Source organism: Streptomyces jeddahensis (assembly GCF_001642995.1).
Lineage (GTDB): Bacteria > Actinomycetota > Actinomycetes > Streptomycetales > Streptomycetaceae > Streptomyces > Streptomyces jeddahensis.
The window spans coordinates 65,352-79,166 of sequence record NZ_LOHS01000075.1 but is presented as its reverse complement, the minus strand read 5'-3'; the positions used below and the strand labels follow the sequence as shown (position 1 = coordinate 79,166).

Annotated in this window: 10 protein-coding genes; all 10 read left to right on the top strand. The window is 69.2% G+C overall.

All coding sequences use genetic code 11. The features are described from left to right. The first annotated feature begins 306 nt into the window (after positions 1–306). The 10 genes from STSP_RS14645 to STSP_RS14600 all read left to right on the top strand — a co-directional run bounded on the left by STSP_RS14645 (position 307) and on the right by STSP_RS14600 (position 13,578). Positions 307–1,305, top strand: a complete 999-nt coding sequence (locus STSP_RS14645; protein ID WP_067277193.1) for an ABC transporter permease — start codon at positions 307–309, stop codon at positions 1,303–1,305. Between the two features lie 47 nt (positions 1,306–1,352). Beyond that, entirely contained in the window at positions 1,353–2,225 is an 873-nt protein-coding gene (locus tag STSP_RS14640) for a carbohydrate ABC transporter permease (protein WP_067277413.1), read from the top strand. Positions 2,226–2,288: 63 nt separating this feature from the next. Next, the gene (locus STSP_RS14635; RefSeq protein WP_067277191.1) at positions 2,289–3,941 is read left to right on the top strand and encodes an ABC transporter substrate-binding protein; all 1,653 of its coding nucleotides are present in this window, start codon (positions 2,289–2,291) and stop codon (positions 3,939–3,941) included. Positions 3,942–3,943: 2 nt separating this feature from the next. Then, positions 3,944–5,482 (top strand): GH39 family glycosyl hydrolase, encoded by a 1,539-nt coding sequence (locus tag STSP_RS14630; RefSeq protein WP_232789636.1) that lies wholly within the window; start codon positions 3,944–3,946, stop codon positions 5,480–5,482. Next, positions 5,479–6,171, top strand: coding sequence for a hypothetical protein (locus STSP_RS14625; protein WP_067277185.1), 693 nt, complete (start codon positions 5,479–5,481; stop codon positions 6,169–6,171). Before STSP_RS14630 ends, STSP_RS14625 begins: the two co-directional genes overlap by 4 nt. Then, positions 6,168–8,240 carry a beta-galactosidase gene (locus tag STSP_RS14620; protein ID WP_067277183.1) on the top strand — a complete coding sequence of 691 codons (2,073 nt, stop codon included), beginning with the start codon at positions 6,168–6,170 and terminating at the stop codon, positions 8,238–8,240. The genes STSP_RS14625 and STSP_RS14620 overlap by 4 nt, the downstream gene beginning before the upstream one ends. Before the next feature lie 70 nt (positions 8,241–8,310). Next, positions 8,311–10,341, top strand: a complete 2,031-nt coding sequence (locus tag STSP_RS14615) for an alpha-glucuronidase (RefSeq protein WP_408646290.1) — start codon at positions 8,311–8,313, stop codon at positions 10,339–10,341. 205 nt (positions 10,342–10,546) lie between these two features. After that, the gene (locus STSP_RS14610) at positions 10,547–11,920 is read left to right on the top strand and encodes a TrkH family potassium uptake protein (RefSeq protein ID WP_078067171.1); all 1,374 of its coding nucleotides are present in this window, start codon (positions 10,547–10,549) and stop codon (positions 11,918–11,920) included. Further along, a complete protein-coding gene (locus STSP_RS14605; protein WP_078067170.1) occupies positions 11,913–12,632 on the top strand; it encodes a potassium channel family protein in 720 nt (239 codons plus the stop codon). Before STSP_RS14610 ends, STSP_RS14605 begins: the two co-directional genes overlap by 8 nt. An 85-nt stretch (positions 12,633–12,717) precedes the next feature. Continuing rightward, positions 12,718–13,578: a YhjD/YihY/BrkB family envelope integrity protein gene (locus STSP_RS14600; RefSeq protein WP_232789635.1), complete on the top strand. Its 861-nt coding sequence runs from the start codon at positions 12,718–12,720 to the stop codon at positions 13,576–13,578. Positions 13,579–13,815: the final 237 nt, after the last annotated feature.

Sequence of the window (13,815 nt, the reverse complement as noted above, 5' to 3'; positions counted from 1 at the left end):
ACGGCCACTGATCAAAAATTTCCGGAAGACAGTAACAGCACTGCCCGGAATCCGACCCGGCCGTGACACGTTTCAATTGGGGCACGATCTGCTCAACATCCCTGCTTGTGAGCACCATTGACAAGCGCGCGGAGCCACCCCTAAGTTGCCGCCACGTTACCGGAAAGCTTCTGAAAACGTATCGGTCTCAGGATCCCTGTGATCCCAGATGCCTCCGGACGTGCCCGCCTGTCGCGCACCACCCCCTTCCCACCTGGGCCCATAGGGCCCGTCAGCCCGTCCCGCACACGCCCCGGAGGCCTGAGCATGAGCACCTCCACCGCCCTGGATCCGCCGAACGGAACGGAGGATCCACCGCCGCCCGGTCCGGCGACCCCGCCCCGCCGGCCACTGCCGCCCGCGCGCCGCACGTGGCGGCAGGCGCTGGGCCGCGACTGGCAGTTGTACTCGCTTGTGGTGCTGCCGCTGCTGTTCTTTCTGATCTTCCGGTATCTGCCGATGATCGGGAATGTGATCGCGTTTCGGCGGTTCGAGCCAGGCGGGTCGATCCTGGGTGAGGAGTGGGTGGGCCTCCAGTACGTCCGGATGTTCCTCTCGGACCCCACTTTCTGGCAGGTCTTCACCAACCAGCTGTGGCTGGGCGCACTCACGCTCGTGTTCTGCTTTCCGGTGCCGATTGTGCTGGCGCTGCTGCTCAACGAGGTGCGTACGCGCGCGCTGAAGCGGTTCGTGCAGTCGGTGTCGTACCTCCCGCACTTCCTCTCCATCGTGATCATCGCGGGTATCACGATGCAGATCCTGGCCACGGACGGCCCGGTCAACCAGGCTCTTGAGTCGTTCGGCCACAAGCCGATCCCGTTCCTCCAGGAGCCGGAGTGGTTCCGGACGATCTATGTCGGCTCGGAGATCTGGCAGACCGCAGGCTGGGGCACCATCCTCTACCTCGCCGCACTCACCACCATCGACGACGAGTTGTACGAGGCGGCGCGGATCGACGGCGCCAACCGCTGGCAGCAGACTTGGCACATCACCCTGCCCGGCATCCGGCCCACCATGATCACGCTGCTGATCCTCAACATCGGCACGTTCATGGCGGTGGGCTTCGAGAAGATCCTGCTTCTCTACAACCCGCTGACGTATCCCACCGCGGACGTCATCTCCACCTACCTGTACCGCACGGGTGTGGAGTCCAACAGCTTCAGCTACGCCGCCGCCATCGGCCTGTTCGAGGCGATCATCGGCCTGGTGCTGATCTTCTCCGCCAACCAGCTCTCGCGTCGCACAGTGGGGACGAGCCTGTGGTGACCCTGTCCAGCAACAATCTGCGCCGCGCTCCGCGCCAGCGCACCTCGGTGCACCAGCCCTCTCGCGGCTACCGCGTCTTCCAGGTGGTGAACGGGCTGATCCTCACCGGGGTCGTGCTCGTGACCCTGTACCCCTTCGTGAACATCATCGCTCGCTCCTTCAGCGCGGAGAACCGCATCCGGGCCGGCGAGGTGAACCTGCTGCCCGAAGGGTTCAATCTGACCACGTACCGCCTCGTGATCTCGGATGGAACGTTCTGGCGGAACTATGGGAACACCGTGCTCTACACGGTCGTCGCCACCGTCATCGCCATGGTGCTCACCACCTGCTACGCGTACGTCCTGTCCAAACAGCATCTGAAGGGGCGCAACGCGCTGATCGGCATCGCCGTCTTCACGATGTTCTTCACGGGCGGCCTGATCCCCAACTACGTGCTCATCACCAGCCTCGGTATGAAGAACACGCTGTGGGCACTGGTCATCCCGAACGCGATCAGCGTCTTCAACCTGCTCGTGATGAAGGCCTTCTTCGAAAGCCTGCCGACCGAACTCGAAGAAGCCGCGCAGATCGACGGGCTGAGCACCTACGGAATTCTGCTCCGCATCGTGCTGCCGCTGTCCAAAGCGGTGATCGCGACGATGGTGCTGTTCTACTCCGTTTCCTTCTGGAATTCTTGGTTCGGCGCATTCCTTTACATGGACAGGTCCGAGCTGATGCCGGTAACCGTCTATCTGCGCAACATGATCGCCGGCGCGACCGGCGGCGGGAACGTCGGCGCTGGCGCGGAGCAGCTCACCCAGGTGGGAGCGAACATCCAGTCCGTCACGATCCTGCTCACGGCACTGCCCATTCTGGCCGTGTACCCGTTCGTCCAGCGCTATTTCGTCTCCGGCGTCACGCTCGGCGCGGTCAAGGGCTGACACGAGTCAGCTCGGCCCTCGGCCAAGAAAAACACCCCCGCATACGGAAACAAGGGAGTATCCGTGAACAACACCGGACAGCTGTCCCGGCGCAGCCTGCTCGCCGCCGCGGCGTTCGCCGGCCTCACCACCCTCGTCGGCTGCGGAAGCGGCGACGACTCCAGCGATGACCCGAAGGACCTCTCCAAGAAAGAGGTCGGGGCGATGAAGAAGTACGGCGTGGGTGACCAGTTCAAGGCCACCAAGCCGCTCACCTTCTCGCTTCTCCACCTCGACAGCCCGGTCTACCCGCCCAAGAAGAGCTGGCTCTTCTGGAAGGAGCTGACCAAGCGCACGGGCGTCACATTCAAGACGACCGGCGTCCCGTACAGCGACTACGAGAAGAAGAGAGGCCTGCTCATCGGCGCGGGTGACGCGCCCTTCCTCATCCCCAAGACGTATCCGGGGCAGGAGATCCCGTTCGTTGCTTCCGGGGCCATCCTCCCGGTCAGCGAGTACGTGCACCTGATGCCCAACTTCCAGGATAAGGTCAAGAAATGGGGGCTGGAAGGTGACATCGACTCCATCCGGCAGGCGGACGGCAAGTACTACCTGCTGCCCGGCATTCACGAGAAGGTGAAGGTCGGCTACTCCCTGGCCCTGCGTACCGACATCCTGGAGAAGGAGGGCCTCGATCTGCCGACCACCTGGGACGAGGTCCACCAGGTACTCAAGGCCCTCAAGGAGGCCTACCCCAAGGTCTATCCCTTCTCGGACCGCTGGAACCAGCCCGAGCCGGGCGGGGCGCTGCTCAACTTCCTCGCGCAGTCCTTCGGTACCAAGGGCGGCTGGGGTTACAACAATTACTACTTCGACTCCAAGGCGCAGAAGTTCATTTTCACCGGCGCCATGGACGAGTACCGCCAGATGCTCGAGTACCTGAACAAGCTGGTGTCCGACGGCCTGGTGGACCCGGAGAGCTTCACGCAGTCCGACGACCAGGCCAAGCAGAAGCTCCTCGCCGGCAAGTCCTTCGTGATCAGCGCCAATCCGCAGGTCCTCGCGGACGAGTACCGCTTCAACCTGGAGAAGCAGGTCAAGGGCTCGTCCATCGCGATCATCCCGGTGCCGATCGGCCCTGCCGGCCCCGTGGTGCGGGGCACCCGTCTGGAGAACGGCATGATGATCTCCAGCAAGGCCCTCGAGAGCGAGAACTTCGTCGCGATGATGCAATTCGTCGACTGGCTGTGGTACTCGGACGCCGGTCAGGAATTCGCCAAGTGGGGGGTCAAGGACGTCACGTACACCTCGTCCGGACCCGGCAAGTATGCTCCCAAGGACGGCATCAAGGTCCAGGCCATCAACCCGGATGCGAAGAAGGACATCCAGAAGGACTACGGGTTCTCCAACGGCGTCTTCGCCTACGGCGGTAACTGGTCCCTGGTCTCTTCCTCCTTCGCGGATGACGAGAAGGAGTTCGAGGACTCGATGGCCCAGCGCAAGCTGCTGCCCATCGAGCCGGCCCACCCGCTCAAGGCCTCCGAGCAGGAGCAGGCCACCCTCTGGGAGACCCCGCTGAGGGACCACGTCAGGCAGAACACCCTCAAGTTCGCCCTCGGCAAGCGGAAGCTGTCCGAGTGGGACGCCTACGTCGCCGAACTGAAGGCCAAGAACATGCAGCAATTCATCGACCTGCACAACAAGGCGTATGAACGCTTCAAGAAGGAGAACGGCTGACCATGACGGGCACGGCCATGCGTCACCGCATACCGGACCAGCCGGCCGGACGGTTCTCCGAAGCCTGGCGCTTCTGCGTCGGCACCGGTCGTATCGAACTCGCGCTGCGCCGCGACTACCAGGACTCGCTCGCCCTCCTGCAGCGCGAGATCGGATTCCGGTACATCCGGGGCCATGGCCTGCTCAGCGACGGGATGGGCGTCCACCGGCCGTACGAGTGGGAGGGCGCCCGTCACGTCCACCACTCGTTCACGTACGTCGACCAGGTCGTGGACGCGTACCTGGAGCTCGGCATCCGGCCGTTCCTCGAACTCGGCTTCATGCCGGGCGAGCTGGCCTCCGGGGACCAGACCGTCTTCTGGTGGCGCGGCAACGTCACCCCGCCCCGCTCCCACAAGGAGTGGGCGGGGCTGGTCCGTGCCACGCTCACCCACCTCGTCGACCGGTACGGCATTGACGAGGTGCGCACCTGGCCCATCGAGGTGTGGAACGAGCCGAACCTGAAGGCCTTCTGGCAGGACGCGGACGAGTCGGCGTACCACCGGCTCTACGAGGTGACCGCGCAGGCGGTAAAGGAGGTCGACGCATCGCTGCAGGTCGGCGGTCCGGCGATCTCGCCGGGTTCCGACGAATGGATGGTGCGGTTCGCGGAGTTCGCCGAGCAGCGGGAGGTGCCCGTCGACTTCGTCTCCCGGCACGCCTACACATCGGGCCCGACCCAGCAGGTGCCGTTCGGCGTCCACCAGACGCTCGCCCCGGCCGGCCGGCTGCTGGAGCAGTTCGCGACCCCGCGGCGTCAGCTCCAGGGCACCCGGTTCGCGGACGTCCCGGTCCACATCACCGAGTTCAACTCCTCATACCGGCCGGACAACCCGATCCACGACACGGCCTTCCATGCTGCCTATCTCGCTCCGGTGCTGGCCGCGGGTGGGGACCTGGTCGACTCCTTCTCGTACTGGACGTTCAGCGACATGTTCGAGGAGGTCGGACCGCCCACCGCGCTCTTCCACGGCGGCTTCGGGCTGCTCACGCACCGGCAGGTGAAGAAACCGACGTACCACCTGTACGCGTTCATGGCGCGGATGGGGCAGGAGCTGCTCGCGCGCGGGGATGATCACTTGGTGACCCGCCACGCCGACGGCCGGATCACCGTCCTGGCCTGGGCGCCCGTCGACCCGACCGGCGAGACGGCCGGACCGGACCGGCACACCCTGCGCCTGTCCGTCCCCGTCGGCACCCGCCCGCGCGGCGAGGCGTTCGTCCGCCGCTCCACCGTGGACGAGGAGCACGGCAACGCCTATACGGCCTGGCGGCACATGGGCAGCCCGCGCTCGCCCCGGCTGGAACAGCTCGACGTGCTACACGAAGCCGCCGAGCCGGGCCGGAGGCACCTGCGGGTGCCCGTCGAGGGCGGCCGCGCCGACCTGGACCTCACGCTCGCCCGCCATGAGGTCACCCTGGTCGAGGTGACCCCGCTGGACGACGAGACGCCGTCATGGTGGGACGAGCGCCGCCTGCTCGGACGGGAGGAGCCTCGATGAGCGCCTCGCAGACAGCCGGCCGTCGTGCCTTCGGCGAGGGTCCGCTGTCGCGCGCGGCGGCCCTCGTCCACACCCTCGTCACCGTCGAGGTGCTGCTGCTCGCAGCCGCCTCCCCCGGCCTCGCCGCACTGCTCCTCCTCGGCCCCGACCCGTCCAACCTGCCACTGGCCGCCGTCTGTCTGCTGCCGCTCGGCCCCGCCCTGTCCGCCGCGCTGTACGCGCTCCACCACCGCAGCCGCGACCTCACCGCACTGCACCCGGCCCGTGCATTCTGGCGCGGCTGGCGGCTCAACGCCCTGCCGGTGCTGAAACTGTGGGGGCCGCTGCTCGCATGGCTCACCGTCATCGCTGTATCGCTCGCCCACTTCCATGCCACGGGCCTGCCGGGCTGGTGGGCGGTGCTGCTTGCGGTGATCGGCGTGGCCTCGCTGCTGTGGGGCGCGCACGCGCTCGTCCTCACCTCCCTGTTCGCCTTCCGCGGCCGCGACACCGCGCGCCTCGCCGCGTACTTCCTGTTCCGGCACGGCAGGGCCACCCTGGGCGCGCTGTCGCTGCTCGTCCTGACCGGAGGGCTGACCGTGCTGCTCACCGAGGCCCTGCCCGCCCTGCTGGCCGCCCCGCTGTTGCTGTCCCTGCTGCACACGAGCCGCCCGGTGATCGCCGAAACCCAGGAGGATTTCACCGCATGACCGAGCCCCGACCCGGAGACTCCGCGAGCCCGGGAAAGCTCCCCCGCACCGACAAGATCCCGTACGGCGGCGACTACAACCCCGAGCAGTGGCCCGAGCCAGTCTGGGATGAGGACCACCGCCTGTTCGACCAGGCCCGCATCGACACCCTCACGGTCGGTGTCTTCTCCTGGTCGCTCACCCAGCCCGCCGAGGACACCTACGACTTCACCGTCCTCGACCGCATCCTCGACCGGGCGGCCGCCGAGGGCCGGCGCGTGTGCCTCGCCACCGGCACCGCCGCCCTCCCGCCGTGGCTGGCCCGCGCCTACCCCGAGGTCAACCGCACCGACTTTGAAGGCCGCCGCCACGGCTACGGCCAGCGGCACAACTTCTGCCCCAGCTCACCGGCGTACCGCCGGCTCTCCACCGCGCTCGCGGGCCGCCTCGCGGAGCGCTACGCCGACCACCCGGCCCTGCTCGCCTGGCACATCAACAACGAGTACGGCGGGGCCTGCTACTGCGATCTGTGCGCCGGCGCGTTCCGGGGCTGGCTGCGCGAGCGGTACGGCAGCCTCGACGCGCTCAATGAGGCGTGGTGCACGACGTTCTGGTCGCACCGCTTCACCGACTGGTTCGAGATCGAGCCGCCGAGCGCGCTCACCGAGCACTGGCGCGGCCCCGACCACACCGCCTTCCAGGGCATCACCCTCGACTACCAGCGCTTCATGACGGACGCGCTCCTCGGCTGCTTCCGAGCTGAGAAGGAGGCGATCCGCCGCCACGATCCGGAGACGCCGGTCACCACCAACTTCATGGGCATGTACCGGCCGCTGGACTACCACCGCTGGGCGTCCCACCTCGACTTCGCCTCCTGGGACAGCTACCCGCCGCTCGACGCCCCTCCCACCATGGCCGCCCTCGGACATGATCTGATGCGCGGCCTCAAGGACGGTGCGCCCTTCTGGCTCATGGAGCAGACGCCCTCCACCACGGCCTGCCGCGACGTGAACCCGCTCAGGCGCCCCGGTGAGCTGCGTCTCGCCACATGGCAGGCCGTCGCCCACGGCGCGGACACCGCCCTCTACTTCCAGATGCGCGCCTCGCGCGGAGCCTGCGAGAAATACCACGGGGCGGTCATCGGCCACGCCGGACGGGACGACACCCGCGTGTTCCGCGAGGTCGCCGAGGTGGGGCGGGAGCTGGAGGAGCTGGGGCCCGTCACGCTGGGCGCCCGCACCCCCGCGCGTACCGCCCTGCTGTTCGACTGGGACAGCTGGTGGGCCCTGGAGATCTCTGACGGGCCGTCCCGGCTGGTGCGCTACCAGCAGGTCGTCCACGCGTACTACCGCGCCGCCCGCGAGGCAGGCGCGGACGTGGACGTCGTCCCGGTGACCGCCGACCTCACGCCGTACGACGTGGTCCTCGCGCCCGCGCTGCACATGGTCAAGGGCGACCTCGCCGGCCGCCTGGAGGCCGCCGCCGCGCGCGGCGGCACGGTCCTGACGACCTTCCTCTCCGGCCGCGTCGACGAGTACGACAACGCCTTCCTCACCGATGTGCCCGGCCCGCTGGCCGGTCTGATGGGCGTGCGCGTCGACGAGTGGGACTCGCGCCCGGCCGACGTCGTCAACCCGATCGTGCTGGGCACGGGCGACGAGGCGCTGACCACCGACGCGCGCCTGGTCTTCGAGATCGTGCTGCCGCAGGGCGCCGAACCCGTCGGCACCTACCAGGACGACTTCTACGCGGGAACCCCGGCCGTCACGCGTCACCCGTTCGGCGAGAGCGGGGGCGAGGGCTGGTACGTCGCGACCGCGCTCGACCAGCCCGGTGTCGACTGGGTGGTGCGCCGCGTCCTGGCCCGCCACGACCTGGTCGGCCCCTACGCCGGCCACTCGTCCGTCGAGACGGCCACCCGCACGGCGCCCGACGGCACCCGTCTGTTCTTCCTGCTCAACCACGCGGCGGAAGCGGTGTCCGTGACCGCGCATGCGACGGCCGTGGACCTGCTCACCGGCAAGCAGGTGGAACGCGGTGAGGCACTGAAGCTGGACCCGCGTGGGGTGTCCGTCCTGCGCCTTCAGTAGTTCCACGATTCGACCTGGGGCTGGGCCGCTCGGCCCAGCCCCATCAAGCACGCATTGACCAGGGGTTTTCGTGACTGCACCCATACCCGTACCCGCGTTGCCCAGCGGCGTCGATCCAGCGTGGCTGCCGCCTGCCGCGTTCCGCCCGCTCGGCTCCCGGAGGACGCTGATCTCCGGAACGGGACCGCTGGTGGACACGGTGCACGGTGAAGTGGCGGGCGCCAGCGATCGGTTCGGAGGTCAGGTCCTACGAGACGGGCAGGAACCGGGAGCGTCGTACGACCTAGTGCTCGAGCTGGGCGACGACGACTCGGACGAGCTCGGCGACGAGGGATTCGCACTCGTGCGGGCCGACGGCGTCACACGCGTGACGGCGGCAGGTCAGCGCGGGCTCCTCTACGGCCTGTTCCACGTGGTGCGGCTCGGCGAGGCCGCCTTCCAGGGTGAGCGGGCGCGCGAGCTGCACCGGCCCGCGCTGGCGCTGCGGATGCTCGACCACTGGGACAACGTCGCCGTGCATCCGGTGATGGGCCAGGTGGAGCGCGGCTACTCGGGCGGCTCGCTGTTCTGGCAGGACGGGCGGGCCCGGGGCTCGCGGGAGGAACTGGAGCGCGTGCGCTGCTACGGCAGGCTGCTGGCGGCGAGCGGGATCAACGCGATCGCCGTCAACAACGTGAACGTGCACGGGGCCGAGGCGCATCTGCTGACGGACCGTATCGGCGAGGTGGCCGCGATCGCCGACGCGCTGCGCCCGTACGGCATCCGCACCCACCTGTCCGTCTCCTTCGCCGCGCCCGTCGTGCTTGGCGGACTGCCCACCGCCGACCCGCTGGACGAGGCGGTACGCGACTGGTGGGCCGAGGTGACCGGACGCGTGTACGAGGCGATACCCGACTTCGGCGGGTACGTGGTGAAGGCCGACTCGGAGGGCCAGCCGGGCCCGTTCACCTACGGCCGCAGCCACGCCGAAGGCGCCAACTTGCTCGCGGCCGCCCTCGCCCCGCACAGCGGGACGGTGCACTGGCGCGCCTTCGTCTACAACCACCGGCAGGACTGGCGGGACCGGTCCACGGACCGGGCGCGGGCGGCGTACGACCACTTCGCGCCGCTGGACGGCGCGTTCGCGCCGAACGCAGTGCTCCAGGTGAAGCACGGGCCGATGGACTTCCAGACGCGCGAGCCCGTATCGCCGGTGATCGGCGCGATGCCGGACACCCGGCTCGCGGTCGAGATACAGGCCACCCAGGAGTACACGGGACAGCAGCGGCACGTGTGCTGGCTCGGGCCGATGTGGAGCGAGGCGTTGCGGTTCCGGCCGGAGGGGCAGGAGGGGCCGAGCGTCGGGGATCTCGTGCGCGGCGGCGGGCTGGTGGCGGTGTCGAGCGCCGGCGACGACCCGTACTGGACGGGGCATCCGCTGGCGCAGGCGAATCTGTATGCGGTGGGCCGGCTGGCCTGGCGGCCGGACGCGGATCCGCGCGCCGCACTGGACGAGTGGATCGAGCTGACGTTCGCACCGGAGGAGACCGCTGATCCCGCGCGGCTGCGCAGCGGGCTGCACGCGGTCCTGGACGGCTCCTGGAGGACGTACGAGAAGTACACGGCGCCGCTCGGCGTCGGCTTCATGGTGCAGCCGGGCCACCACTACGGGCCGAGCGTGGACGGCTACGAGTACAGCCCCTGGGGCACGTACCACTTCGCCGACCGCGACGGGATCGGAGTCGACCGGAGCCAGGCGACCGGCACCGGGTTCGCGGGGCAGTACGCCAAGCCGTGGGCGGAGGTGTACGAGTCGCCTGCGACCTGCCCGGACGAGCTGCTGCTCTTCTTCCACCACGTGCCGTACGGGCATGTGCTGCGGAGTGGTGAAACGGTGATCCAGCACATCTATGACACGCACTTCGACGGCGTGGCGGAGGTCGAGGAGGCACGCCGGGTGTGGGCCGGGCTCGCGGACCTGGTGGAGCCGGCGCGCCACGCGCGGGCGGCTGAGCGCTACGAGGAGCAGCTGCGCAGTGCCCGCGAGTGGCGCGACCACATCAACACGTACTTCTTCCGGAAGTCCGGGGTGCCGGACGCCCGGGGGCGCCTGATCCACTGATTGGGTGCCCGGGTTTCCCTGAGGGCACGACCCCCGCGTTTCTTCTCGCGTTTTTTCGGCGCCTCTTGACGCCGTGCCGCGTTCCATACGTCCCTTTTGACGGCAATGCTGTCCCTTGCTGCCCGCACCGCAGTGATCATCGACCAGGCGGCGGGGCAGGGCAGCGCCGCCGAGGTGTGGCGTCGGGACGACCGGGAGGTGGGTGGTGGCCGCGGGTGCGACTCGGGCGTGGTGGTCCCGGCTGGCCGCGCAACCGACCCGTGCCGCCGTCCTGGCCCTGGCGCTCTTCATCGTCCTGGGTGCGGCCCTGCTGATGCTCCCGGCCGCCACCGCGCCCGGCAGAAGCACCACCGTGCTGACCGCCCTGTTCACCTCCACGGGAGCGGCCAGCGGCGGCATGGCCATCGTCGGCACCGGCAGCCACTGGAGCGCGTTCGGCGAGGGCGTGGTCATCGCCCTGATCCAGATCGGCGGGTTCGGGATCATGACGCTCGCCTCCCTGCTCGGTCTGCTCGTGGCGGGCCGGCTGCGGCTCACTACGCAGCTCAGCACGCAGGCCGAGACCGGGTCCTTCGGCGTGGCGGACATCCGCCGGCTGCTCCTGGGCATCGCGAGCACCACGCTCGTCATCGAGTTCGCCCTGGCCGCGTACCTGACGACGCGTTTCCGCTTCGGCTACGGCGAAGCGCCCGGCGAAGCCGTACACCACGGCGTCTTCTACGCGATCTCCGCCTTCAACAACGCCGGTTTTGGGCTGCGCGACGACAACCTCGTGGGATATGCGCACGACGGCTGGATCATCGTGCCGATCGCCGTCGTCTGCCTGCTCGGCGCCCTCGGATTCCCCGTGCTGCTGGAACTGTTGCGGGTCGGCCGGACGGGCGTACGCGGCGCGGTCAGGCACCGCTGGTCCCTGCACACCCGGCTCACGCTCGCCACGTACGCGGCCCTGCTCGTCGTCGGCACCCTGTTGACGTGCGTCCTGGAGTGGAACAACCCGGGGACGCTCGGCCCGATGGACTCGGGCGACAAGCTGCTCAACGGGTTCTTCGCCGCCGCCAGTGCGCGCACCGCGGGCTTCAACACCGTCGACACCGGAGCCATGCACCCGGCCACACTGCTGGGCATCTGCGTGCTGATGTTCATCGGCGGTGGCAGCGCGGGCACCGCGGGCGGCATCAAGGTCACCACGTTCGCGGTGCTGGGGGCGGCGATCCTCGCCGAGATCCGCGGGCGCACCGCCGTGGACGTCATGGGCCGCCGGATCCCGGAGGCGGCGCTGCGCCAGGCCCTCACCGTGGCACTCCTGGGTGTGGCGCTCGTCATGTCGGGCACGCTGGCCCTGCTCACCATGACGGCCGAACCGGCCGAGGCGGTCCTGTTCGAGTCCGTGTCCGCCTTCGGCACGGTCGGGCTGAGCACCGGCATCACCGGCGACCTTTCGGCAGCGGGCCAACTCACCGTCATCGCCCTCATGTTCGCCGGACGCCTCGGCCCGATCACTCTCGCCTCCGCACTCGCCCTCCGCGCGCGTGACCGCCGCTACACACTTCCCGAGGAGCGACCCGTCATTGGCTGACCACCTCAGACACCCGCGCCTGCGCCGGCGTCGGCACCCCGCCCCCGGGGAGCGCCCGGCCGGCGACTCCAAGGTCGCCGTGCTCGGCCTCGGCCGCTTCGGCCGCTCCCTGGCCCTGGAGCTGATGCGGCGCGGCTGGGACGTGCTCGGCATCGACTCCGACACCGGCATCGTGCAGAAGACGGGCGACGAGCTCACGCATGTCGCCGCCGCGGACTGCACCGACCCCCAGGCCCTGGAACAGCTCGGGCTCGGGCAGTTCTCACGGGCGGTGGTCGGCATCGGCACCGACCTGGAGGCCAGCATCCTGGCCACGTCCAACCTCGTCGACGCGGGAGTGCCCAACATCTGGGCCCGGGCCACCACCCGCCAGCACGGCCAGATCCTCGAACGCATCGGCGCCCACCATGTCGTCCTGCCCGAGCACGAGATGGGCGAGCGCGTGGCGCACCTGGTCACCGGCCGCATGATGGACTTCATCGCGTTCGACAGCGACTACGCCCTGATCAAGACGCTTGCCCCGCGGATCGTCGGCGGGGTGCCGCTCGGCGAGAGCCGGGTGCGCAGCACGTACGGGGTGACGATCGTCGGCATCAAACGCCCCGGCGCCGACTTCACCCATGCGACCGCGGAGACGGTCGTCCAGCCGGGTGACGTCATCATCGTCACGGGGAAGACGCGGGCCGTGGAGGCGTTCGCGGAGCTGGAGTAGGCCGGTACGGCGCCGGGGTGGACGCGGCACGAAAGCCGCCGCGCAAGGCGTGCGGCGGCATCACGCAGCGGGTTCACTTCGTTCCATGACAGGCCGCAGGATGCCCCCCGGCCCGCGCGGGAGGCGCGGTCGCCTGCTCGTCGTACGGATGGCTCCGGAGGAGAGGTACCGGGCGGCGGCTGAGCGCCTCGGAGCGAGCCCAGCGGGCAGGCTGTGGAGTCGGCTGAACGCCATCGACTTCCTCGGGAACTCGTTCCAGCTGGCCGCCCTCGCGCTGATGTGCTTCTTCCCCTTCCTCATCGTCGTCGCCGCGGCAGCGGGGCGTGACGCCGCCGTCGTCGCCAAGTGGCTCGGCCTGAACCACGACGCGGCGCAGGCCGTGGCGTCCCTCTTCACCCCCGGCAAGGCCACGAGCACACTCACTGTGGCGAGCACCTTCCTCCTGGTCCTCGGGGCCATGGGGGTCGTCGGCGTCCTGCAGAGCTGGTACCAGAGGGCTTTCGAGGTCCCGGTCGGGGGATGGCGGGCCGTCGTGGCACGGCTCTACTGGCTCGCGTCCCTGGTCGCTTACGCGGCGGTCCAGGCCGTCGTCGGCCGAGCGCTCGGCGGGGCGGTCGGCGGGCCGCTGCTGCAGACCCTGTACGGGCTCGTCCTGGCGACGCTCTTCTGGTGGTGGAGCATGCACGTGCTGCTGACCGGAGCCGTCCGCTGGCGCACCCTCTTCCCGTCGGCCCTGGCCACCGGTGTCTGCTGGACGGGCCTCGGGGTCGTCTCCGCCTTCCACTTCTCCTCGGCCATCGTGGTCCACGAAGAGAAGTACGGCCCCATCGGCGTCGTCATGATCATCCTGTCCTGGCTGGTGGCGGTGGGCGTGGTCGTCCATCTGGGAGCGGTCGTGGGCCGTCTGTACGTCGATCGGCGGTCGCGACGTCACCACGGGGCATAGTCTGTGCAGACGCCGGACGCCGGAGGCCGCGTGCGAGCTCACCTCGTTCGCCGCGCACCGCCCGCGCCGGGCAGGAACCGGGCGCATTCGCGCCAGGGTACAGATGGTGCATGGCGGAGTAGTACAGGGACACTTGGCGTCATGGCTGGCCGTCGGCCGCAGGTCAGCACCTTGCGAGCGAGCGCCCGTTCAGTGCGTCGCAGCAGCTCATGAGCCGACGCGTCCCTGTAGTGCGAG

Coding starts and splice junctions, on each gene's coding strand:
- STSP_RS14645 (WP_067277193.1), top strand. CDS start 307: ATGAGCACCTCCACCGCCCTGGATCCGCCGAACGGAACGGAGGATCCA.
- STSP_RS14630 (WP_232789636.1), top strand. CDS start 3,944: ATGACGGGCACGGCCATGCGTCACCGCATACCGGACCAGCCGGCCGGA.
- STSP_RS14625 (WP_067277185.1), top strand. CDS start 5,479: ATGAGCGCCTCGCAGACAGCCGGCCGTCGTGCCTTCGGCGAGGGTCCG.
- STSP_RS14620 (WP_067277183.1), top strand. CDS start 6,168: ATGACCGAGCCCCGACCCGGAGACTCCGCGAGCCCGGGAAAGCTCCCC.
- STSP_RS14600 (WP_232789635.1), top strand. CDS start 12,718: ATGACAGGCCGCAGGATGCCCCCCGGCCCGCGCGGGAGGCGCGGTCGC.